The sequence below is a fragment of the Micromonospora sp. NPDC006766 genome (assembly GCF_040636055.1).
GTDB lineage: Bacteria > Actinomycetota > Actinomycetes > Mycobacteriales > Micromonosporaceae > Micromonospora.
In genome coordinates this window covers 26817-48459 of record NZ_JBEYIX010000026.1, presented here as the reverse complement: position 1 = coordinate 48459, position 21643 = coordinate 26817, and the positions used below count along the sequence as shown (strand labels likewise).

The window sequence follows — 21643 nt, the reverse complement described above, 5'->3', positions numbered from 1 at the left end:
GCGCGATCGCGGTGGCCGACCGTCCCGCCTGGATGGTCGGCCACCGCGATCGTCGTTCGACGCCGGGTTACGAGCCGGTTCCGGTTTCGTCACGCAGGCGCCGGCGGACGCCGCCCGCTTGGCAGGGCTCGATACGATCACGGTCCTTGCTTTCTTACAGGAGCTGACCAAGATCATGTCGCAGCCGCCGTCCAGTCCCTACCCCGACTCCGGTTCCTACCCCCCGCCGCAGGAGCAGCCCGGCGGCTACCAGCCGCCGCAGCAGCCCCAGTACGGCGGCGACTACCCGCAGACCCCGCAGCAGCCGGGCGGCTACCCGCAGGCCGGTCAGCCGGGCTTCGGCGCTCCCGCCGGCCCGCCGCCGAAGAAGAAGTCCAACGTCGGCAAGATCCTGCTGATCATCCTGGCCGTCGTGGTCGTGCTCTGCGTGGGCGGCGGCACGGCCATCTACTTCGCCACCAAGGACACGGTGAAGGAGGTCGTCGACGCCACCAAGACCCGCCTGGTCGAGCCCGAGACGCTCGGCGGCCGGCCAAAGGCGACCGACCCGAACCTCCAGGCCGCCGCAAGCGAGCTGAAGACTGAGATCAACGGCGTCGTGCCGGGGGCGACCAGCGTCATCGGTGGCATCTACGGCGACCCGGCGAAGGAGGATCTGGTCCTGATCGCCGGCGCGTCCGGCCTGCTGGCCGACCCGAAGAAGGAGCTGGACGACGCCGTCGACGGCATGAGCTCCGGGCTCGGCATCAAGGAGCTCAAGCCGGTCGACGCCGGCCCGCTGGGCGGCGAGGCCAAGTGCGGCGACGGCGACGCCGGTGGTGTCCAGCTGGGGGTCTGTGTCTGGGCCGACCGGGGCAGCCTCGGAATGATCGTCATCTACTTCAAGTCGGGCGCCGACCTCAAGCCGCAGTTCGTCGCGCTGCGGGGCGAGATCGAGAAGAAGGACTGACCCTTCCGACTGACCGGTGACCGGGCCCCCGCCACGCTGGCGCGGGCCCGGTTCGCTGTGCGGATCAGTGCGACGCGGCCCGTTCCGCCGCGCCACGGCAGACGCAGAACTCGTTGCCCTCCGGGTCGGCCAGCACCACCCAGCCGGTGCCGTCCGGTCGACGACGATCGGCGACCGGGGTGGCCCCGAGGCCGAGCAGCCGCTCGACCTCGGCGTCCCGGGTGCCCTCGGCCGGGTGCAGGTCGAGGTGGAACGCGCCCTTGCCGTGCCGCTCCCCCACGCTCACGAAGAGCAGATCGGGGCCGTGCCCGTCGGGCGCGACGAGCATCGCCTCGGGGTCGCCCGGGTGGTCGTCGTCGGGCAGCTTCCGGTCGAGCACCTCGGCCCACCAGCTCGCCAGGGCGTACGGGTCGTCGGTCTCGACGGTGACGCAGTGAATCTGTGCACTCACGGTGCTTTCCCCCTGATCGAGGTGCGCCCCGCAGGAGTGGATCGAGTCAGCGGGAACCGGGGCGGGGCGCGGAACTGTTGACGTTGAACATCGACCGCACCCCCTTTCCACACGTCGGCTGACGCGGCAGATCATGTCACCGCCCCGGCCCGGCGCGCAAGGCATTCTGCTGCTCCAGCAAGCGTCGGCCTGCTGCCCGACCACTGCACGGCTCCCGTCCGATCAAGCGACGCGGCCCGCCCGGAGCCCCGGTTGCCGCGCCGGTCAGGTGGCGACCGGTGCGTCGGCGGACGGCAGGGTGACGGTCACCTCCAGGCCACCGCCCGACTGGGCGACCGCCCGGACGGTGCCGCCGTGCGCGTCGCAGACCGCCCGGACGATGGACAGCCCCAGACCGGAGCCGCGGGCACCGGTACGCTCCTGGCCGCCGCGCCGGAACGGCTCGAACAGGCCCGGCACCTCGGCCTGGGCCACCTCGAAGCCGGTGTTGCCCACCACCAGCCAGGAGCGCTGCCCGTCGCTGCCGGTACAGATCCACAGTCGACCGTGCAGGTGGTTGTAGCGGACGGCGTTCTCCACGAGGTTGCCGGCCAACCGGTCGAGCAGCCCCGGGTCGCCGACCACCGGCGCCGGTCGCAGCGCGGTGTGCACCCTGAGGCCGATCCGATCCACCTCGCGGCCCATCGCGGAGAGCGCGTTGCCCGCGCCCACCGCGAGGTCACACTCGGCGCGGCGGGCCAGCCGCCGCCCCGCCTGGGCCTCGCTGCGGGCCAGCACCAGCAGCGCGTCGACCAGGCCATTGGCCCGCTCCGAGGCGTCCCGGACCACGGTGGCCATCCGCCGGTACTCGGAGATCTCCGCCTCGTCGTCGCTGAGCGTCACGTCGATCTCGGTCCGCATCACCGCGAGGGGGGTCCGTAGCTCGTGCGAGGCGTTGGCGACGAAACGCTTCTGCGCCTCGAACGCGGCAGCGATCCGGTCCAGCATCGCGTCGAAGGTCTTGGCCAGCTCGGCCACCTCGTCGTCCACGCCGGACCAGCCGATCCGCTGATCCAGCGTGGTCTCGCCGAGCCGGCGGGCGGTGGCGGTGACCTGGTGCAGCGGGCGCAGCGCCCGACCGGCCACCAGGTACGCCCCGGCGACCCCGACCACGCTGATCGCCAGTAACGCCCCCAGCCCCTTGAGCAGCAGTTCCCGGGAAGCCGCGTCGACCAGTTGCCGCTGCCACAGCCCGGCCTCGATGGTGCGGCCGTCCTCCAACACCACGGTGGTGCCGGGCAACAGCTCGGCGGCCGGGCGTAGCGCGTCGCGGACCAGCAGCCAGGCCAGCAGCACCAGGATCGCCGCGGCCCCCACCAGCAGCACCCCGTTGAGCAGGGTGAGCCGCAGCCGCAGGGTGGGTCGCACCCGCAGGCGGCCGGTCATGCGACAACCTTGGCGGTGCGGTAGCCGGCCCCGACCACCGTCTCGATCAGCGGCGGTTCGCCGAGCTTCTTCCTCAGCGTCATGACGGTGACCCGGACGATCGTGGTGAACGGGTCGGTGTTCGCGTCCCAGACCCGTTCCAGCAGCTCCTCGCTGGAGACCACCGCGCCGCGCGCCTTGAGCAGCTCGGCCAGTACGCCGAACTCCTTGTTGGTCAGGTCGACCGGCACACCACCGCGGGTGACCACCCGGCGGGCCGGGTCGAGCACCAGGTCGGCCAGCGCCAGCACCGGCGGAGCGGCCGGGGTGGCCCGCCGGCCGAGCGCCAACACCCGCGCGACCAACTCGTCGAAGGCGAACGGCTTGGGCAGGTAGTCGTCGGCGCCGAGCTGCAACCCCTCCACCCGGTCGGCGACCGTGCCGCTGGCCGTCAGCATCAGCACCCGGGTCAGCGTGCCGGAGGCGGCCAGGTCGGCGCAGATCCGGTCGCCGTGCACACCGGGCAGGTCGCGGTCCAGGACCACCACGTCGTACCGGGTGACGAAGGCGGCCTCGTGCCCGGTCGTACCGTCGTAGGCGACGTCCACCGCCATGCCGCGCTTACGCAGCCCGCGTGCGATCGCGTCGGCGAGGTTCCGCTCGTCCTCGACCACCAGTACCCGCATCCCGGCCTCCCGCCTCGTGACCTCCCGACAACCTAGTGCCGGCCGCCAAATCAGCCTCCCGCGCCATCGCTGCGAAAAACCTTCGGGTACGCCATGCTTCCCGGCACCTGGCGACCGCGGAGCTGCCGATGACCGGAGTGTCCGCCCAGGCCAACTGGTGAGTCACCGGTCCAGCGGCCAGACCATCAGCCCGCCGGCCGGCCGCCGGCAGACCAGTACGGCAGCGGACGCGACGCAGTCGCCCCAGGAGCCCGGGAGCACCGCGCGGTAGCGGAACTGGCCGGCCGACGCGTCCAGCTCCGCCACCAGGGTGCGGTCCCCGGCGACGGCACGGAAGCCGAGCGGCCGTGACCCGTTCCGGTCGACGTCGGCCAGCCGCCAGCGCCCCAGCCGAGCCAGCGTACGGCCGGTGCCGGGATCGAGCACCGCCAGCTCCGCCGCCAGCCCCTCGGACGCGGCGACGGCGAGCAGCCGATCCCCGACCCGGCTGGCGTCGAGCCAGCGGTCGTCGCTCCACCGGGGACGCCCGGTGGCCGGATCGTAGGTCCGTATACCGGACGCCTGACCCCGCCGGCAGATCACCTCGGCGCAGTCGACGAACCAGGTCCCGCCGTCCCGCCGGACCGGGAGCGTCCACCGGCGGTCCAGCCGATCCAGGCCGTACGCCGTGACCGTGCCCGAGAGGTCATCGACCAGCAGCAGGTCGCCCATTACCTGGGTCAGCCGGTACGGCACCCGGTCGGCGGCCGCAGGCAGCCGACCGGCCTGCCGCAGCACGCCGGTGTCGACGTCGTACACCTCGACCCGCCCGTCGTCGGTGAGCAGCGCCGCTGCCGTCACACCCCGGTCCCCGAACCCGTACACCACCCCGTTGGCGGGCACCGGGAGCGACCAGCGCACCGCACCGGACGCCGGATCGACCGCCCGGATCGTCCCCGTCCGGCCCGGCTGCTCCAGGAGCATCCCGCCCGCGTCGGTCAGCACCGGGTAGCCGGGCTGCCGCCAGCGCACCACGCCGGTACGCGGATCCAGCGCGGTGGAGAGGGTGTCCTCGAATCCGGCCGAGCTGCTCGTCACCAGCAACAGACCGGCCGCCGAGCTCAGCCCGGTCACCTCGTCGTCGGCGGTGAACCGCCACGCTGGCGCAGCGCCGGGCAGCCGGTATCCGGCGATCTTCCGGCCGCCCCGCCCGGTCGGGTCCTGCCACTCGGCCACCACCAGCCGGTCGCCGATGATCACAAAGTAAGCGCCGTGCGGGGCGGGCAGCGCGACGCCGCTCGGCGGGCCAGGCACCGGTGCCGCGCCGGCCGGGGCGAGCAGCGCGGCGCAGCCAAGCGCCACCACCCGGGCCGACGCGGTCGGGGGCCGGGGCGCCCGCGGTGACGAGGGCTCCGGCTCGTCGCCGTGCGGCAGCTCCCCCAGCTCGATCAGCCGACTCACCGGTACCACCGCAGCATGAAGCGGCCGTCGATCCGGTGGCAGACCAGGACCGTCTCGCCGGAGCGGCAGCCCCCGACGGCGTCCGGCAGGGCGTCGAGGATCCGGGCGGGTCCGCCCGCCAGATCCAGCTCGGCGATCATCATCCGGCCGTCCCTACTCAGCCGTACGCCGATGATCGAGCCGTCCCGATCGTCCCACGAGACCGGCTCCCAGTCGCCGAGGTCGGCGACGAGCCGGCCGGTCTCCTCCTCTACCACCGCCAGCGGCAGGGCGTTGCCTCCTGTCGGCTTGGCGACCAGGAGTCGCCCGTCGGCCGCCAACAGCTGCGACGACCACCGGGGGTCGGTCCACCGGAGCGCGCCGGTCGCCGGGTCGAGCACCGACACCCCGCCGATCTGGCGGAATGTGCAGAGCGACCGACCGCACGAGTGGGCGAAGTCGACCATGGGCAGCGAGGCGGTCCAACGCGGCTCCAGCCGGTCGAGATCGTAGCCGGTCACTGTGTCGTCAGTGTCGCTGGCCATCAGCAGCAGGCCTGCGGCCGCCGCGATCGGCCGTCGCCCGGACGCCTCACCGGTGCGGAGGTCGCGGGCGGCCAGCCGGGCGCCGGAGCCGGTGTCGAAGACCTCTACCATGCCGGAGTGGTGCCTCAGCACCAGCCGTTCGACCCCGACCGACCCGGGGCTCAGCCATATCTCGGCCGAGGGCGCCGACACCGACCACAGTGTCCGCCCCGTGCGGGGGTCCACCCGGCTGATCTCGTCCGCGCCCGCCCCGTCGCCGGCGTTCAGCAGCACGGTGTCGCCCACCTGCAAGGGCATGCCGGGACGCCGCCAGCCGAGCCGACCGGTGGCGGTGTCGAAGCCCAACGTCTCCCACCCGGCGTCGTCGCCGGCCCGGCCGACCAGCACCAGCCTGCCATCCACCGCCCAGCCACTGAGGACGGCGCGGTCGCCGGGCAGCGGGACGCGCCACAGCGCCGACGACCGACCCGCCGTCGCCCGGTATGCGACCAACTGCGAGCCTGTGCCGAGCCCCGGGTCGGGAGGCTCCAGCACGTACAGCCGATCGTCGATGACGAACGCCGTGGCAGTCGGAACGCCCGGCACGGTGGCGACGACCCGGCGGGGTGCGGGCGCCGCGCCGGCGAGGGTGACCAGCGCCGCCAGGAGCACCACCAGGCATTGGTACGGGCGTCCGACGGCCCACGGTGGCCGTGTCGGCGGGTCGGGCTCGACGTCGTCGCGGAGCTCACCCAGATCGATGACTGTCACGACAACCCATCCCTCCGCCGCTGCCGCACACCGACGGCCGGGCCACCACGCAGCACACGGACGACGTCCGGCCGGCCGTTACGATGGCCCGTCGTGGCTGTGCCGGTGATAGACCCCTCACTGAGATCCTCGTCCGTCGCGACCGAGCCCGCCGTGGCGGACGCGCCGCCCCGGCCCCGGCGCCGACCGACTCGCGCCGACGTGCTGGCCATCGGAGCCTATGCGTTGCTCGGCGTTCTCGTCTGCCTCAACTACTGGGGGGACGTGCAGCACCGGATCTCGTCGCACCTGCCAACCGACCACAGCTGGTTCGAGTGGCTCTTCGCGCACGGCGCACACTCGGTCCGGCACCTGGAGAACCCGCTGTTCAGCGTCCGGCAGAACGCCCCGGACGGGGTGAACATGATGGCGAACACCGCGCTGCTCGGGGTCACCCTGCCGCTGGCACCGCTCACCCTGCTGCTCGGCCCCCAGGTGGTGTACACGCTCTACCTGGGCGCGGCCCTGTCCGCGACGGCGGCGACCTCGTACTGGATGCTCTCCCGGCACCTGGTGCGCTCCCGCGCGGCCGCGTTCCTCGGTGGCGCGTTCCTCGGCTTCGCCCCCGGCATCGTGCACCACGCCAACGGTCAGCCGAATTTCGCCTCCAACTTCCTGCTCCCGCTGATCGTTGCCCGGGTGCTGCGGCTCGGCGCACCGGGACGCTGGCGGCGCAACGGAATCGTGCTTGGTCTGCTGGTGACGTACCAGATCTTCGTCAACGAGGAGATGCTGCTGCTGACCGCGCTGGCCTGCCTGGTCGTGGTGGTCGCGTACGCGGTGCAACGGTCGCGCGCCGCCCGCGAGCAGGCCGGCACGTTCCTCGCCGCGCTGGGGGTGGGTGGCGGGCTGGCCCTGCTGCTGGCCGCGTACCCGATCTGGTTCCAGTTCAACGGGCCGCAGTCCTCGCGGGGTCTGCAGGGCGGGGTCTTCCACAGCTGGGGCGAGGACCTGGTGGCCTTCGTCACCTTCGCCCGGGACACTGTGGCCGGTGACGAGGCGGTCGAGCGGACCATCGGGCTGACCGAGCAGAACTCCTGGTTCGGCTGGCCGTTGGTGCTCGTCGCGCTGGTCGCCCTGGCGCTGCTGGCACGCCGGTCGCTGCCGGCCCGGATCGTCGCCGTGCTGGTGGTGGTCTTCACGGTCGCCGCGATCGGGCCGAAGGTGCGCTTCGGTGGGGTGCGGACCGGCGTCGACGGCCCCTGGGCGTACGTGCCGGACGACCTGCCAATGGTCGAGATGATGATGCCAACCCGGCTGGCCCTGGTGGTGGCGGGCGCGGTCGGGGTGCTGATCGCGCTGGCCTGGGACGCCCTGGCCGAGGCCCCGCGCCGCTGGCTACGCGGCCTCGGGTACGCGGCGATCATGGCCGCCCTGCTACCGCTCCTCCCGCGCCCGCTGCCGGCCCAGCGGGTCGACCCGCCGCCGCACTTCATCACCGCGGGCGGCTGGCAACCGTACGTGCCGGCCGGCCGGACCCTGGTGCCGGTGCCGATCCCGAGCAACGTGCACGGCCTGACCACCCTGCGCTGGAGCGCGCTGACCGGGCAGGAGTTCCCCATCCCCGGCGGCTACTTCATCGGCCCGAACGAGCGGGGCGAGGGCGTCTTCGGCGCGCCGCTGCGGCCGACCAGCCGGCTCATCTACGCCACCATGGACGCCAACCAGGTCCCCGCGATCACCGACGAGCACCGCCGCCAGGCGGTGGAGGATCTGCGCTTCTGGCGGGCGTCGGTGGTGGTCCTCGGCGCGAACCGGCGCGAGGCGGTGCTGCGCGACCTGATGACCGCACTACTCGGCCCACCCCGACGGATCGACGACGTCTGGCTCTGGGACGTCCGCGACCGGCTCTGAGCCGCGCCGCCACCGCGTCCGGCATCGTCGGCGACCTTGCGGTGACCGAGCCCTCGATGACTCCGCCACGCCTACAAACTTGATGACGCAGACGGTTCACCGCGGGGCTGCGGTGGCCGCATCGGACGGTCGACGGTGAATCGTGTCCACCCATCCGGACTGAGTCGTTTACGTCATCAAGTTCGTAGCGTCCGGCAACCCATATCGGGCAGGGCCGCCCGTACGTGGGTCGTCAGTTCTTGGCGGCGGCCTTGTGGGCGGGCGGCTCGACGGGCTCGGCGTCCAGGCCGGAGATCCAGCCGGTGACGTCCCGGGCCACGTCCTGCGCGGTCAGGCCGAGGTCGGCCAGGATCTGCGCCCGGGTGCCGTGCGGATGCCAGTCGGCCGGCACGCCCAGGTCCTTCAGCGGCACCCGGACGTCGGCGTCCCGCATGGCCTGGCCGAGCGCGTCGCCGACGCCGCCGACCCGGACGCCGTCCTCGACGGTGACCACGAGTCGGTGCGCGGCGGCCAGCTGAACCAGCTCGGCCGGGACGGGGCGGACCCAGCGCGGGTCGACCACGGTGACGCCGTAGCCCTGCTCGGCGACCCGGGCGGCCACCTCCATGCCGAGGCCGGCGAAGGAGCCGACCGCGACCAGCAGCACGTCGGTACGCGCCGACTCGGCCAGCACGTCGACCGTGCCGACCCGGCGGACGGCCGGCAGGTCGCCGGCGACGGAGCCGGTCGGGAAGCGCAGAATGGTCGGGCCGTCCTCCACGGAGACGGCCTCGCGCAGCTCCTCACGGAGGCTGGCCGAGTCGCGGGGCGCGGCGATCCGCAGGCCCGGCACCACACCGAAGACCGACATGTCCCAGATGCCGTAGTGGCTCGGCCCGTCCGGGCCGGTGATGCCGGCCCGGTCCAGCACGAAGGTGACCGGCAGCTTGTGCATCGCCACGTCCAGCAGCACCTGGTCGAAGGCGCGGTTGAGGAAGGTGGCGTAGACGGCTACCACCGGGTGCAGCCCGCCCATGGCGAGACCGGCGGCCGAGGTCGCGGCGTGCTGCTCGGCGATGCCCACGTCGTAGACCCGCTTGGGGTACTTGCGGGCCAGGGCGGCGATGCCGGTGGGCTCGGCCATGGCGGCGGTGATGCCGACCACGTCGGGCCGCTCGTCGGCGATCTTGACCAGCTCGTCGGCGAAGACGTTCGTCCACTTCACCGACGGGGCGGCGAGCAGCTTGCCGGTCTCGGTGTCGAACGCTCCGGGGCCGTGGAAGCAGTCCGCCTCGTCCTCCTCGGCCGGGCGGTAGCCGTAGCCCTTGCGGGTGACCGCGTGCACAATCACCGGGCCGCCGAAGTTCTTCGCGGCGCGCAGCGCCGACTCGACCGCGGTCACGTCGTGGCCGTCGACCGGGCCGACGTACTTGATGCCGAGGTCCTCGAACATGGCCTGCGGGGCGAGCGCGTCCTTGACGCCCTTCTTGACCGCGTGCAGCACCTCGTACATCGGCTTGCCCACCAGCGGGGTCGAGCCGAGAGCCTCCTTGACGGTGTCGAGCACCTTCTCGTAGCCCGGGTTGAGCCGCAGCGAGGAGAGGTGGTCGGCGAGGCCACCGATGGTCGGCGAGTAGGACCGGCCGTTGTCGTTGACCACGATGACCAGCGGGTTGCCGGCGGTGGCGATGTTGTTCAACGCCTCCCAGCACATGCCGCCGGTCAGCGCGCCGTCGCCGACCACGGCGACCACGCAGCGCTTCTCGGCGCGCAGCGCGTACGCCTTGGCCAGCCCGTCGGCGTAGGACAGGGCGGTGGAGGCGTGCGAGTTCTCAATCAGGTCGTGCTCGCTCTCGGCCTGGCTGGGGTAGCCCGAGAGGCCACCGCGCTGGCGGAGCTTGTCGAAGCCGTCCTGCCGCCCGGTCACGATCTTGTGTACGTACGCCTGGTGGCCGGTGTCGAACAGGAGCCGATCCCGCGGCGAGTCGAAGACCCGGTGCATGGCCAGGGTCAGCTCGACGACGCCCAGGTTGGGGCCGATGTGCCCGCCGGTGCGGGAGACCTTGGCGATCAGGAAGTCACGGATCTCGGCGGCGAGGATGTCCAGTTGCTCGGCGGTCATCCGCTTCACGTCCTGCGGGCCACGGACGGTGCGCAGCAACCGGCCGTGGTTGGCCGTGTCCTCTTCAACGCTCATGACCGAAGAGTCTATCGGCCGCCCACCGACCCGCAGCCCGACCGTAAGGAAGGGCCCCCTGTTAACGGCTCCGGTAGAGGAAGGGCCCCCTCTTAACACCCGACGGGCGGGAGGAACAGGCCGACCAGCTCGACGTGCTGGGTCATCGGGAACAGGTCGAAGCCACGCAGCGCCGCCAGCCGCCAACCCAGCCCGGTGAACACGCGAACGTCCCGGGCGAAGGCGGCCGGGTCGCAGGCCACGTACGCCACCGCGCGCGGGCCGGCGTCGACGATGTGCCGCACCACCGGCGCGCCGGCGCCGGAGCGGGGTGGATCGAGCACCACCAGGTCGACCGGGCCGGTGACCCGGCGGCGGCTCAGCGCGGTCTCCACCCGGGCCGCGACCACCTCCACCCCGGGCAGGTCGGCCAGGCTCTCCCGGGCGGCGGCGACGCCCTGCCCGGCGGACTCGACCAGGGTGATCCGGGCGTCGCCGACCCGGCCGGCCAGGGCGGCGGCGAAGAGGCCGGCGCCGCCGTAGAGGTCCCAGGCCGTCTCGCCAGGCCGCGGGTCGAGCAGGTCGAGGACCGCGCCGACCAGAGCATCCGCCGCTGCGGGGTGGACCTGCCAGAAGCTGGACGCGGGCAGCCGCCACTCCCGGCCGGCGGCCGTTTCGCGAACCTCGGCCGGACCGCTGATCGGGGTGGGCGCCCCCTCGGCGAAGGCGGTGACGCTGACGTCCCCGCCGGTGGAGGCGACCGTCTCCACCGCGTCGGCGTCCGGCCAGCGGGCCCCGCTCGGAAGCAGCACCGGCAGCTCCTGAATGGCCGGGTGGGCGATCAGGCAACGGTCGACCGGCACCACCTGGTGCGAACGGTGCTTGAGCAGGCCGGCCCGGCCGGCGCCGTCGACCGTGTAGCGGACCCGGGAGCGCCAGCCCAGCGGACCACCGGGCAGTGCCGCCACCCGTGGGTCGAGCGCGTCGACCTGCCCCTCGCTGAGACCGCCGAGCCGAGTGAGCTGCTCGCGTACCACGCTGATCTTCCAGTCGAGCTGAGCCGCGGGGGCGACGTGCTGGAGGTCGCAGCCACCGCAGCGGCCCGGCCTCGCGTACGGGCAGGGCGGCTCGACCCGGTCCGGGGAGGCGACGAGGATCTCCACCGCGTCGGCGCGGGCGAAGCCCCGGTGCAGCTCGGTCACCTCGGCCACCACCCGTTCCCCGGGCAGCGCGTGCCGCACGAAGACCACCTGGCCGTCCACCCGGGCCACGCAGTGCCCGCCCGGCGCGACCGCGTCCACGGTCAGCTCGACCCGCTCGGCCTCCTCCAGCCCGCGTCGGGCCGGCGCCGTCACGGGCGCTCCCCGGCGGTCGAGCCGCTCTGCGCCGGCGGAGCGGAGACCACCGGCGGGGCGGCGGGCGGCAGGGTGCTGCGCGGGGCCACCCGGGGCCCGCGCTTCGGGCCGCGGCTGAGCGTGGCGTCCAGCCGGTCCAGGTTCTTGCTGGCGGTGGAGGCGAGCTGCCAGGGCACACTGGTCACCATCACGCCCGGTTCGAAGAGCAGCCGCCCCTTCAGCCGCAGCGCGCTCTGGTTGTGCAGCAGGTGCTCCCACCAGCGGCCCACCACGTACTCGGGAATGAAGACGGTGACCACGTCGCGGGGCGACTCCCGGCGGACGGAGGCGACGAAGTTCAGGATCGGCCGGGTGATCTCCCGGTACGGGGAGTCGATCACGGTCAGTGGCACGGGCAGCTCACGTTGTTCCCAGTCCTCCTGCAGATCCCGGGTGTCCTTCTCGTCGACGTTCACGGTCACCGCGGTCAGCGTGTCCGGTCGGGTGGCCCGGGCGTACGCGATGGCCCGCAGCGTCGGCTGGTGCAGCTTGCTGACCAGCACGATGGCGTGGTTGCGGGCGGGCAGCACGCCCCGGACCTCGGTCGGCTCCAGCTCGGCGGCGACCCGGTCGTAGTGCCGGCGGATGGCCAGCATCAGCAGGTAGATCACCGCCATCGCGGCGATCGCGATCCAGGCGCCGAGCAGGAACTTGGTGATCAGCACGATGATCAGGACCGTACCGGTCAGCACCATGCCGAAGCCGTTGATCGCCCGCGCGCGCACCATTCGGCGGCGCGCCTCCCGGTCCCGCTCGTGGCGCAGGTGCCGGTTCCAGTGCCGGATCATGCCCGCCTGGGAAAGGGTGAACGAGACGAACACCCCGACGATGTAGAGCTGGATGAGCCGGGTCACCTCGGCCTGGAAGCCGATGATCAGCACGGCCGCGAAGACGGCGAGGAACAGGATGCCGTTGGAGAACGCCAGCCGATCGCCTCGGGTGTGCAGCTGGCGGGGCAGGTAGCGGTCCTGGGCCAGGATCGAGCCGAGCACCGGGAAGCCGTTGAACGCGGTGTTGGCGGCCAGGAACAGGATCAGCGCGGTCACCCCGGCGACCACGAAGAGCAGCACCGACCCGTGCCCGAAGACCGTCTCACCGAGCTGGGTGGTGACGGTCTTCTGCACATACCCGTCCGGCCCGGAGATGATCTGGCTGGGGGACTCGACGAACTGCAGGCCGGTCAGCCGGGCCAGCCAGATGATCCCGAACAGCATGCTCACCGCGATCAGGCCGAGCATGAGCAGCGTGGTGGCCGCGTTGCGGCTCTTCGGCGCCCGGAACGCCGGCACCCCGTTGGAGATCGCCTCCACACCCGTGAGCGCGGCGCTGCCCGAGGAGAAGGTCCGCAGCAGCAGGAAAACCAGCGCGAACCCGGTCACGCTGTGCTCCGCCTGGATCTGCAGACCGGCGCTGGGCGCGCGCAGGTCGTGGCCGAGGATGAAGATCCGAACCAGGCCGGTGAGCAACATGGCGCCGACCACGATCACGAAGCCGTAGGTCGGGATGGCGAACGCCGTGCCGGACTCGCGCAGGCCGCGCAGGTTCATCGCGGTGAGCAGGGTCACCGCGATGACCGCGATCAGCACCTTGTGGGCGGCCACGAACGGCAGCACGGAGCCGAGGTTGGCCACCCCGGAGGAGACCGAGACCGCGACGGTGAGCACGTAGTCGACCAGCAGCGCGCTGGCCACCGCCAGGCCGGCGCGCGGCCCCAGGTTGACCGTCGCCACCTCGTAGTCGCCGCCGCCGGAGGGGTAGGCGTGCACGTTCTGCCGGTAGCTCGCCACCACGGTGAGCATCACCACGACGACCGCGAGTGCGATCCACGGCGAGAAGACGTACGCCGACGCGCCCGCGATGGAGAGCGTCAGGAGGATCTCGTCCGGCGCGTACGCGACGCTGGAGAGCGCGTCGGAGGCGAAGACCGGCAGCGCGATCCGCTTCGGCAGGAGGGTGTGCTGAAGGCGGTCGGACCGGAACGGTCGACCGACGAGGAGTCGCTTCAGCAGCGAGGTGGGTCTGGCCACAATCGCCAAGGGTACGACCACCCGGCGGTCGCGATGAGGGTGGCTGATCACCGGTGCGCCCGCCCACGCGGTACGGTCGATCGTCGTCGGCGGCGGGAACGTGGCAGGCGCGCAGTCGCCGGGCACACCGTGGGAGGAGCGGACTTCCGTGCATGTCGTGATCATGGGTTGCGGCCGGGTCGGGTCGACCCTCGCCCACAGCCTGGAGGCCCGGGGGCACTCGGTCGCGGTGATCGACCAGGACGCCGACGCGTTCCGCCGCCTCGGGCCCGACTTCGGCGGCATCACCGTCACCGGCGCGGGGTTCGACGGTGACGTACTGCGCCAGGCCGGCATCGAGCGGGCGGACGCCTTCGCGGCGGTCTCCAGCGGCGACAACTCCAACATCATCTCGGCTCGGCTGGCCCGGGAGACGTTCGGCGTTTCCCGGGTGGCCGCCCGCATCTACGACCAGCGCCGCGCCCAGGTCTACGAGCGGCTCGGCATTCCCACCGTGGCCACCGTCCGGTGGACGGCCGACCGGATGCTGCGGCATCTGGTGCCCGAGGGCAACGTCGAGATCTTCCGGGACGAGACCAGCACCGTGTCGGTCATCGAGGTGCCGGTGCACAAGGGCTGGATCGGCCAGCCGCTGCGGCAGCTGGAGGAGTCCTCCGGCGCCCGGGTGGCCTACCTGATCCGGTTCGGGATCGGCACCCTGCCCACCGCCTCCACGGTGGTGCAGGAGGGCGACCAGGTCTTCATGCTGGTGACCGACGACATCATCGGATCGGTCACCTCGGTGGCGGCGGCGCCGCCGGAAGGGGGGCACTGAGCCATGCGCATCGCCATCGCCGGCGCGGGCAACGTGGGCCGGTCCATCGCCCAGGAGCTGATCGACAACGGGCACCAGGTGATGCTGATCGAGCGGCAGCCCAAGATGCTCCGCCCCGACCGGGTGCCCGCGGCCGAGTGGGTGCTCGCCGACGCGTGCGAGCTGGCCAGCCTGGAGGAGGCCAACATCGCCGGCTGCGACGTGGTGGTGGCCGCCACCGGCGATGACAAGGTCAACCTGGTGGTGTCGCTGCTGGCCAAGACCGAGTTCGCGGTGGCCCGCGTGGTGGCCCGGGTCAACCGGGCGGAGAACGAGTGGCTGTTCACCGAGCAGTGGGGCGTCGACGTCGCGGTGAGCAAGCCGCGGGTGATGGCCGCCCTGGTCGAGGAGGCGGTCACGGTCGGCGACCTGGTCCGGCTGATGACCTTCCGGCAGGGCGAGGCGAACCTGGTCGAGATCACCCTGCCGCCGACCGCGCCCTACGTGGGTCAGCCGATCCACGCGGTGCCGATCCCCCGGGACGCGGCGCTGGTCGCGATCCTGCGCGGCAAGCGGGTGCTGGTGCCCAGCCCGGACGACCCGATCGAGACCGGCGACGAGCTGATCTTCGTGTGCACCGCCGCCGTGGAGGAGGAGGTCCGGGCGGTGATCCTCGGCCCGGCCAGCACCGAGCGCGGCAACCAGGACCAAGGCTGAGCCGGGCACCCCGCCCGGCTCAGCAGCCGGGGGTCAGGCCCCCGGCAGCGGCTGCGGCGCGGTCTCCCGGGTCACCCGGCGCACCGCCCAGACGGTGATCAGCAGCAGCAGCGCGTACGGCGGGTAGCCCAGGGCGAGCCGGGCCACGCCCAGCGCGGTGTCCTTGTGGTTCAGGTAGAGCGCGGCCTGCACGCCCACCTTGGCCAGCCAGACCACGCCCCAGAGCACGGTGAGCTGGGTGAACGTACGCACCAGCCGCGGATTGTCCCGCCAATCCGACCGGCCCTTGGCGACCAGCACCGACCAGATCCAGCCGACCAGCGGCTGCCTCACCGCGGCCGACAGGAGCAGGGCCAGGCCGTAGCCGATCCCGTAGAGGATGCCGGGGACGTAGAAGTCCCGCTCGTCGCCGGTACGCCAGGCGATGGCGGCGCCGATGGCGATGCCGAACAAACCGTTGACCGCGTGCCGGACCGGCCGGCGCTGGGCCAGCCGCAGCACGGCGATCAGCACCGCCACCCCCACCGAGGCGATCACCGCGGGGCGCAGCTCGCCCACCACGTTGGCGATCACGAAGACCACCACGGGGATGCTCGACTCGACCAGACCCCGCCAGCCGCCGAGCTGGTCGGCCATCTGCTCGGCGAGGCTGGGCAGCGGCTGCTCGCCCTCCGGCCCGAGCTCCGGCTCCCTGGTCGGATGCGCTCCGGTCGTCACTTCGGCGGCTCCAGCTCGTAGTACGGGTTGTAGATCACCTTGCGGTGGTCCCGGACGGCCACTCGGCCACGGGCGGTGAGGTGCCGGCCCGGCTCGATGCCGGCGATGTGCCGCCGGCCCAGCCAGATGAGGGTGACCACGTCGCTGCCGTCGTAGAGGTCCGCCTCCAGGGTGGGCAGGTTGGTCCGGGGCGTGTAGACCACCGTACGCAGCCGCCCGGCGACCGACACCACCTGGCCCCTCGTGCACTGCCCGGCCGGCACGCCACCGGACTCGGCGCTCTCCCGGCGCAGCTCCTGCGCCTCGATCTCGGCCTCACTCGCGGTGAGCCGATGCAGAAGGCGCCGCAGCGACAGCCGGCTCTCGTCGGTCGTCATGGCCTCCGCGTCACCCTCTCCACGCTCGCCGGTCGGTGCCGGCACTGGCTCGTGCCCGGGGATGCCGGAACCGTCCCGCCAGCGTACGCCGAACCGAGCCGTCTGCGGAGCGGCCGGGAGGGCGGGGTAGATCACCCGCGTACCGCGACGGCCATCGGACGCACCACGGGCCCGGCGCCGTCGACGGGTACCGACGGGACCGGGCCCGGCAGGTAAGACTCAGGCCTCGCGCTGTCCCGGTGCCGGCTGCTGCTCGGCGGCCTGCTGCTCGGCGGCCTGCTGCTCGGCCACCTCGCGGGGCAGCCGCAGCGGTAGCGGCTCGCGGACCGGCTTGGCCTCCTGCCCCCGGTCGACCACCAGGCCACTGAGGCACCGCGCCAGCGGGCCGGCCGCGGCCGGGTCGGTGGCGGCCACGCCCTGGTAGACCCCGCGCACCATCCAGCGCGGCCCGTCGATGCCGACGAAGCGCAGGTCGGTCAGGCCGTCCGGGGTGCGGACCCGGGCGCGCAGCTCAATGCCGTACTCCCCGTCGACCTCCTGGGCGGCGGCGCCGTCGTTGAACAGCGACTGCCGGATCTCCTCACGCACCTCGTCCCAGATGCCCTCGGAGCGGGGCGCCGCGAAGACGCCGAGCTGCAGGGCGCTGTCGCCGCATACCAGCACGACCTGCTGGATCACGCCCTGCGGGTCGGCCTGCACCCGTACCTCGACCTCGGGCACCGCCGGGATCTGAAGGCTGCCCAGGTCGAGCCGGGGTTCATCGGGCGCCTCGGAGACGTCGTAGGGGCCGCGCACCAGCGAGGTCGACTCCCCGCTGTCCTCGATGTCGAGGACCTCGGTGGTCCGCTCGTCACGCGCCTCACCGGCCCGCTTTCGGGAGAAGATCACTGCGCCCACCCTCCGCTGTTCGCACTCACCCTGCCACCTCTTCTGTCTGGTCACCCGCCGGGGCCGGGACCAGCCCGGCGTGTCCCCCGGTCGACCCGTGCCCGCCGGTCCCGCGCCGGGACACGGGCAGCTCGGCCACCTGCTGGAACTCGGCCCGCGCGACCCGCTGAACGACGAGCTGCGCGATCCGGTCGCCCCGGCTGATCTTCGCCGGCGTCTCCCGATCATGATTGATCAGGTTGACCAGGATCTCACCTCGGTAGCCGGCGTCGACCGTACCGGGCGCGTTGAGCACCGTCACGCCGAGCCTGGCCGCCAGCCCCGATCGGGGGTGCACCAGCCCGACGTACCCCTCCGGCAGCGCGACGGCCACGCCGGTCGGCACCAGGGCCCGCCCGCCGGGCGGCAGCTCCACGTCCGCGGCGGCCACCAGGTCCGCGCCGGCGTCGCCGGGATGGGCGTACGCCGGCAGCGGCAGCTCCGGGTCGAGCTGCCGTACGGGCACGGGTACGACGTCTGTCACGGGTCTTCCTCTTCCGTCCGGTCCTTGCGGGGGTGACCCCTGCCATCCTGCCGGTTGGCCGACCCGTCGTGCGCCGTACCCTCGGACTGTGAGCCTGTCGTCGTCCCCGTCCTCCCCGGCCTCGTCGGCGACCAACCCGCCGGCGTACGTGGAGCGGCTACGGCTGCCCTGGTGGGCCTGGCCGATCGGGCTCGCCTGCGCCGGGCTGCTCGCCGCCGAGCTCTGGATGGGCGCGCCGGGGCTGCGTTCCTGGCTGCCGTTCGCGGTGCTGATCCCAGCGGCGGTGGCCGTGCTGGCGTGGCTGAGCCGACTCCGGGTCGAGGTCCGCGACAGGGAGCTGTGGGTGGACGACGCCCATCTCCCGGCGCGTCACGTCGCCGACGTCGTCCCGCTGGACACCGCCGGCCGGCGCGAGGTGCTCGGCGTCGGGGCCGACCCGCTCGCCTTCGTGGTGCAGCGTCCGTGGATCGGCGGCGCGGTACAGGTGGTCCTCGACGACCCGGCCGACCCGACCCCGTTCTGGGTGGTGAGCACGCGGCGCCCGGTGGAGCTGGCCGCGGCGATCCTCGCCGCCCGCGACGCGGGCTGAACCCGGTCAGGGCAGGGCGGGCGGCAGCGCCCGGGCCCGGCGACGCAGATCCTTGCGGACCTGGCCGGCGAGAGCCCGGGTGGCCCGGCGGTTGAGGTAGCCGGCGACGGCGGCCCCGGTCAGGAACGGCCCGAAGCTGGTCAGGTTCCGGCCGAATCGACGCAGCAGGCGGTCCCGCAGCTCCCGGCGGGCGGCGGCACCGAGCGTCGCGCCCACCCCGACCCCCGGCATCATCGGGTTGACCCCGCGCTGGCCGGCCCAGGACTGCACCAGCGCGACGGCGCGCTCGGTGCCGCTGGTCGGCAACGGAACCCGGTGGATCTCGTAGAGCTCGCCGATCAGTTTGAGCTCGATCGCGACCACGGCGATCGTCTCGGCGGCCAGCAGCACGGGCGCGGAGAGCAGCGTCGGGGCGACCGTCCACTCGATCGCGGCGACCCCGCCGCCGGCCGCGCCGACCCCGGCGGTGGCCCGGGCGGCGTTGCGGATCAGCCGCTCGGCCAGCTCGTCGTCGCTCAGGCCGGGAAAATGCCGACGGAGCGCGGCCAGGTCGCGGACCGGCACGTGCGGAGCGACCTCGGCGATCGCCTCGGTCATCCAGCGAAGCGCGGCCTTGGGCTTGAACAGGTCGGTGAGGCCACGCGCCCGGGCCTGGCCGGCCGCCCGGGCGAGCAACTGCCGACGCCGGGTGGGCGCGATGTCGTCGGCGGTCAGCGCCGCGACGGTCGCGCCGAGCTGTTCCGCGTCGCCGTCCGAAGTGACCGGAGCGGACCGCCCGACGTCGCCGCCGTCGATCGGCGACTCAGCGCCCGGCCCACCCGCCTGCTCGCTCCGCTCGCTCACGTCCGCCCTCCCGTGCTTCACGCGGCGCGGCAGCCGCCCGTACGAGTCAAGCAGCTCCTCGCCGTGCGCGCAGGGCAAGGCGAGGAGCGGCGGCCCCGTCGGGGAGGCCGCCGCCGGTTCGCGAGGGCGTCAGACGCACTCGCGGCAGATCAGCTCGCCGTTGCGCTCGACCGCCAGCTGGCTGCGGTGGTGGACCAGGAAGCAGCGGGCGCACCGGAACTCGTCCTGCTGCATCGGTAGCACCTTGACCGTGAGCTCCTCGTCGGCCAGGTCGGCGCCGGGCAGCTCGAAGCTCTCGGCCACCTCGGCCTCGTCGACATCCACGGCGCCAGACTGTGAGTCGACCCGTCGGGCCTTGAGCTCTTCCAGGCTGTCCTCGCCGAGGTCGACCTCGTCGCGACGCGGGGCGTCGTAGTCGGTGGCCATCGGTTTCACTCTCCCATATCGATATGGTCGCTTCCGGTTGTAACGCCGGAGGACGTGCTTCGGTTCCACTGGCCGGCCACCATTTGTGTCGGTCACCCGACCCGACGACCGGTGGGCCGAGTCCCGCCGGAGCCAAACTTCCCAGCGAGCGCGGAACCTTACCCCCCCGTCGGGCGAGGCATGTATACCGCCCTCGTGGCAGAGATGTACGCCCCTGCGCCCCAAGTTGTTCCCAATGTGACTCAGGCGACACGAAGATAGGGGTAGTAGTACCCGTTCCTTCGGTGGCGCGCCGGCATGTCGGGCTGTTTCCACGCGACGGCCGGACAACCGTTAACCTCAGCGGCGTACTCGACGGCCGACGGGGCGGCCCGACCGCCAGCGGCCGCCGCCACCCAACCACTTGTGCGGGAGCGCCCAGATGAGTTTTGCGCGAGTGCGGGCACTCGTTGTCTTCGGTCTGTTGGCGGTTCTCGCCGTGGTCTTCGTCGTCGTCGCGATCCTTCGTGACACCCAGAGCAAGGCGGGCACGGCAAGGGGCTGCCCCAAGGGCTGGCCGCTGGCGGACGTCGTGCTGCACGAGCAGAAGGACGTCAAGATCAACGTCCTCAACGGCAGCGGCCAGCCCGGCCTGGCCGGCAGCATCGCGGACGACTTCCGCAACCGCAAGTTCCAGGTCAAGAAGGTGGACAACGCCAAGGCTGTCAATGGGGTCGCGGAGCTGCGGTACGGCCCCAAGGGCGTCGGCTCCGCGCACCTGCTCCGTGCCTACTTCCTCAACGAGGCCAAGCCGGTCTTCGACATCAACCGCAAGGACGACATGGTCGACGTGGTCCTGGGCGGCGGTTTCCAGCAGCTGGCCACCACTACCGAGGTCAATCAGTCCCTCGGCGACCTCGGCTCGCCCGTAGCGCCGCCCGGCACCTGCCCTGCGCCGGCCGACAAATAAGCGCCGTCCCAGACCTGGTCACGCGCCTCCGGCGACCCGGGCCCCACCGGTCACGGGCCGCCGGAGGCGTCCAGTGCGGCGAGCCGGGTGTGCAGCGGCTCAAAGAGCCCCGGCGGCACGGCGATCACCAGGTCCGGCCCGGCCGGCCGACCGGCCAGCCCGGTCACCACCAGCCCGGCCTCGCGCGCGACCAGCCCGCCGGCGGCCAGATCCCAGGCGGCCAACCCCTTCTCGTAGTAGGCGTCCACCCGCCCCTCCGCGGCCAGGCACAGGTCCAGCGCCGCAGCGCCCATCCGGCGGATGTCCCGGACGTGCGGGATCAGCTCCGCGACCACCCGAGCCTGGTGGGCTCGACGGCCGGCGTCGTAGCCGAACCCGGTGGCGACCAACGCCTGCCCGAGGTCGGTCTCGGCCGAGCACTGCAGCCGCTGCCCGTCGCGCCAGGCGCCACCGCCCGCGGTGGCCGTCCACTCCTCGCCGGTGGTGATGTTGCGCACCACCCCGACCACCACCTCGCCGGCCACCTCCGCGGCGAGGGAAACCGCGCAGTACGGCAGCCCGTAGAGGTAGTTGACGGTGCCGTCGATCGGGTCGACGATCCACCGCACCCCACCGTCGGCGGCCGGGCCGGTCTCTCCCGCGCCGTACTCCTCGCCCAACACCGCGTCCTCGGGCCGAATCGCCCGCAGAGCGTCCAGCACCTGCCGTTCCACGGCCCGGTCCGCGGCGGTGACCACGTCGGTGACGGTGCTCTTGGTCGCGGCCACGGAGACTCCCTCGGCCCGCATCCGGTGCGCGGTGGCCGCCGCGTTCCGAGCCACCGTGACGGCGATCTCCAGCAGCTCTCGCGGCGTGGGCACCGAGCGGATCATGTTCGTCCCCTTCCCGCACGATCGGGCTGGTCGGATCGCCCGCGGGTATCATCCTTACAAAGTCCACATCTGCGCCCAATCGGTGGTCCACAGCGCGGGTCCACCGAGCGGTGCCGAATGATCGCCGCAGACGGCGTTACAATTCAGCCTGCCCACGCGCCACGGACCACCACCGACCAGCCGGTCCGGGACACGGGGGCCCTCAACGACATCGCCCGGCACGGCGTGCTGCGCCGGACGAACCGGCCGTGCTCGCTCTTCGCCTCCGGAAGGTCT

21 protein-coding genes are annotated in these 21643 nt (G+C 72.9%); 6 read left to right on the top strand and 15 right to left on the bottom strand.

Going from position 1 to position 21643, the window contains the following annotated elements; translation table 11 throughout:
* Positions 1–175 precede the first annotated feature (175 nt).
* The gene (locus ABZ671_RS20895) at positions 176–949 is read left to right on the top strand and encodes a hypothetical protein (RefSeq protein ID WP_357860433.1); all 774 of its coding nucleotides are present in this window, start codon (positions 176–178) and stop codon (positions 947–949) included.
* Positions 950–1013: 64 nt separating this feature from the next.
* On the opposite strand, the gene ABZ671_RS20890 is transcribed toward ABZ671_RS20895, so the two are convergent.
* The 5 genes from ABZ671_RS20890 to ABZ671_RS20870 form a co-directional block, all read right to left on the bottom strand.
* On the bottom strand, positions 1014–1400 hold the full coding sequence (locus tag ABZ671_RS20890; RefSeq protein ID WP_357860428.1) for a VOC family protein: 387 nt from the start codon (positions 1398–1400) through the stop codon (positions 1014–1016).
* A gap of 264 nt (positions 1401–1664) precedes the next feature.
* Positions 1665–2825 (bottom strand): HAMP domain-containing sensor histidine kinase, encoded by a 1161-nt coding sequence (locus ABZ671_RS20885; protein ID WP_357860425.1) that lies wholly within the window; start codon positions 2823–2825, stop codon positions 1665–1667.
* On the bottom strand, positions 2822–3490 hold the full coding sequence (locus tag ABZ671_RS20880; RefSeq protein ID WP_357860422.1) for a response regulator transcription factor: 669 nt from the start codon (positions 3488–3490) through the stop codon (positions 2822–2824). The genes ABZ671_RS20885 and ABZ671_RS20880 overlap by 4 nt, the downstream gene beginning before the upstream one ends.
* A gap of 162 nt (positions 3491–3652) precedes the next feature.
* On the bottom strand, positions 3653–4930 hold the full coding sequence (locus ABZ671_RS20875; RefSeq protein ID WP_357860419.1) for a PQQ-binding-like beta-propeller repeat protein: 1278 nt from the start codon (positions 4928–4930) through the stop codon (positions 3653–3655).
* Entirely contained in the window at positions 4927–6204 is a 1278-nt protein-coding gene (locus ABZ671_RS20870) for a PQQ-binding-like beta-propeller repeat protein (protein WP_357860416.1), read from the bottom strand. Before ABZ671_RS20870 ends, ABZ671_RS20875 begins: the two co-directional genes overlap by 4 nt.
* Positions 6205–6324: 120 nt before the next feature.
* On the opposite strand from ABZ671_RS20870, the gene ABZ671_RS20865 reads away from it, so the two are divergent.
* Entirely contained in the window at positions 6325–8097 is a 1773-nt protein-coding gene (locus ABZ671_RS20865; protein WP_357860510.1) for a hypothetical protein, read from the top strand.
* A 232-nt stretch (positions 8098–8329) separates the two neighbouring features.
* Here the strand turns inward: ABZ671_RS20865 and dxs are convergent, their stop codons facing one another.
* The 3 genes from dxs to ABZ671_RS20850 all read right to left on the bottom strand — a co-directional run bounded on the left by dxs (position 8330) and on the right by ABZ671_RS20850 (position 13673).
* Positions 8330–10273 carry a 1-deoxy-D-xylulose-5-phosphate synthase gene (gene dxs, locus ABZ671_RS20860; protein ID WP_357860413.1) on the bottom strand — a complete coding sequence of 648 codons (1944 nt, stop codon included), beginning with the start codon at positions 10271–10273 and terminating at the stop codon, positions 8330–8332.
* A gap of 92 nt (positions 10274–10365) precedes the next feature.
* Positions 10366–11607 (bottom strand): TRAM domain-containing protein, encoded by a 1242-nt coding sequence (locus ABZ671_RS20855; protein WP_357860410.1) that lies wholly within the window; start codon positions 11605–11607, stop codon positions 10366–10368.
* The gene (locus ABZ671_RS20850) at positions 11604–13673 is read right to left on the bottom strand and encodes an APC family permease (protein ID WP_357860407.1); all 2070 of its coding nucleotides are present in this window, start codon (positions 13671–13673) and stop codon (positions 11604–11606) included. The genes ABZ671_RS20855 and ABZ671_RS20850 overlap by 4 nt, the downstream gene beginning before the upstream one ends.
* Before the next feature lie 148 nt (positions 13674–13821).
* Here ABZ671_RS20850 and ABZ671_RS20845 point away from each other — a divergent pair, with 148 nt between their 5' ends.
* Positions 13822–14487: a TrkA family potassium uptake protein gene (locus ABZ671_RS20845; RefSeq protein WP_357860404.1), complete on the top strand. Its 666-nt coding sequence runs from the start codon at positions 13822–13824 to the stop codon at positions 14485–14487.
* Between the two features lie 3 nt (positions 14488–14490).
* A complete protein-coding gene (locus ABZ671_RS20840; RefSeq protein ID WP_357860401.1) occupies positions 14491–15183 on the top strand; it encodes a TrkA family potassium uptake protein in 693 nt (230 codons plus the stop codon).
* 33 nt (positions 15184–15216) lie between these two features.
* On the opposite strand, the gene ABZ671_RS20835 is transcribed toward ABZ671_RS20840, so the two are convergent.
* The 4 genes from ABZ671_RS20835 to dut form a co-directional block, all read right to left on the bottom strand.
* Complete coding sequence (locus ABZ671_RS20835) at positions 15217–15900, bottom strand: DUF3159 domain-containing protein (protein ID WP_357860398.1); 684 nt, start codon at positions 15898–15900, stop codon at positions 15217–15219.
* A complete protein-coding gene (locus ABZ671_RS20830) occupies positions 15897–16277 on the bottom strand; it encodes an OB-fold nucleic acid binding domain-containing protein (protein ID WP_357860507.1) in 381 nt (126 codons plus the stop codon). Before ABZ671_RS20830 ends, ABZ671_RS20835 begins: the two co-directional genes overlap by 4 nt.
* A 219-nt stretch (positions 16278–16496) precedes the next feature.
* Positions 16497–17165: a DUF3710 domain-containing protein gene (locus ABZ671_RS20825; RefSeq protein ID WP_357860395.1), complete on the bottom strand. Its 669-nt coding sequence runs from the start codon at positions 17163–17165 to the stop codon at positions 16497–16499.
* A 25-nt stretch (positions 17166–17190) separates the two neighbouring features.
* Entirely contained in the window at positions 17191–17688 is a 498-nt protein-coding gene (gene dut / locus ABZ671_RS20820) for a dUTP diphosphatase (RefSeq protein WP_357860392.1), read from the bottom strand.
* Positions 17689–17776: 88 nt separating this feature from the next.
* On the opposite strand from dut, the gene ABZ671_RS20815 reads away from it, so the two are divergent.
* A complete protein-coding gene (locus ABZ671_RS20815) occupies positions 17777–18277 on the top strand; it encodes a DUF3093 domain-containing protein (protein ID WP_357860389.1) in 501 nt (166 codons plus the stop codon).
* Between the two features lie 6 nt (positions 18278–18283).
* Here ABZ671_RS20815 and ABZ671_RS20810 read toward each other — a convergent pair whose 3' ends face one another.
* Together ABZ671_RS20810 and ABZ671_RS20805 are read right to left on the bottom strand one after the other, a co-directional pair.
* Positions 18284–19072 carry a hypothetical protein gene (locus ABZ671_RS20810; RefSeq protein ID WP_357860504.1) on the bottom strand — a complete coding sequence of 263 codons (789 nt, stop codon included), beginning with the start codon at positions 19070–19072 and terminating at the stop codon, positions 18284–18286.
* Positions 19073–19249: 177 nt separating this feature from the next.
* Positions 19250–19546, bottom strand: coding sequence for a DUF4193 domain-containing protein (locus ABZ671_RS20805; RefSeq protein WP_007075406.1), 297 nt, complete (start codon positions 19544–19546; stop codon positions 19250–19252).
* Positions 19547–19982: 436 nt separating this feature from the next.
* Between ABZ671_RS20805 and ABZ671_RS20800 the strand changes: the two genes are divergently transcribed.
* Positions 19983–20495 (top strand): LytR C-terminal domain-containing protein, encoded by a 513-nt coding sequence (locus tag ABZ671_RS20800; protein WP_357860500.1) that lies wholly within the window; start codon positions 19983–19985, stop codon positions 20493–20495.
* A 50-nt stretch (positions 20496–20545) separates the two neighbouring features.
* Here the strand turns inward: ABZ671_RS20800 and ABZ671_RS20795 are convergent, their stop codons facing one another.
* Positions 20546–21367 carry an inositol monophosphatase family protein gene (locus ABZ671_RS20795; RefSeq protein WP_357860386.1) on the bottom strand — a complete coding sequence of 274 codons (822 nt, stop codon included), beginning with the start codon at positions 21365–21367 and terminating at the stop codon, positions 20546–20548.
* Between the last annotated feature and the right edge of the window lie 276 nt (positions 21368–21643).

Coding starts and splice junctions, on each gene's coding strand:
- ABZ671_RS20805 (WP_007075406.1), bottom strand. CDS start 19,546: ATGGCCACCGACTACGACGCCCCGCGTCGCGACGAGGTCGACCTCGGC.
- ABZ671_RS20840 (WP_357860401.1), top strand. CDS start 14,491: ATGCGCATCGCCATCGCCGGCGCGGGCAACGTGGGCCGGTCCATCGCC.
- dxs (WP_357860413.1), bottom strand. CDS start 10,273: ATGAGCGTTGAAGAGGACACGGCCAACCACGGCCGGTTGCTGCGCACC.
- ABZ671_RS20895 (WP_357860433.1), top strand. CDS start 176: ATGTCGCAGCCGCCGTCCAGTCCCTACCCCGACTCCGGTTCCTACCCC.
- ABZ671_RS20885 (WP_357860425.1), bottom strand. CDS start 2,825: ATGACCGGCCGCCTGCGGGTGCGACCCACCCTGCGGCTGCGGCTCACC.
- ABZ671_RS20830 (WP_357860507.1), bottom strand. CDS start 16,277: ATGACGACCGACGAGAGCCGGCTGTCGCTGCGGCGCCTTCTGCATCGG.
- ABZ671_RS20795 (WP_357860386.1), bottom strand. CDS start 21,367: ATGATCCGCTCGGTGCCCACGCCGCGAGAGCTGCTGGAGATCGCCGTC.
- ABZ671_RS20880 (WP_357860422.1), bottom strand. CDS start 3,490: ATGCGGGTACTGGTGGTCGAGGACGAGCGGAACCTCGCCGACGCGATC.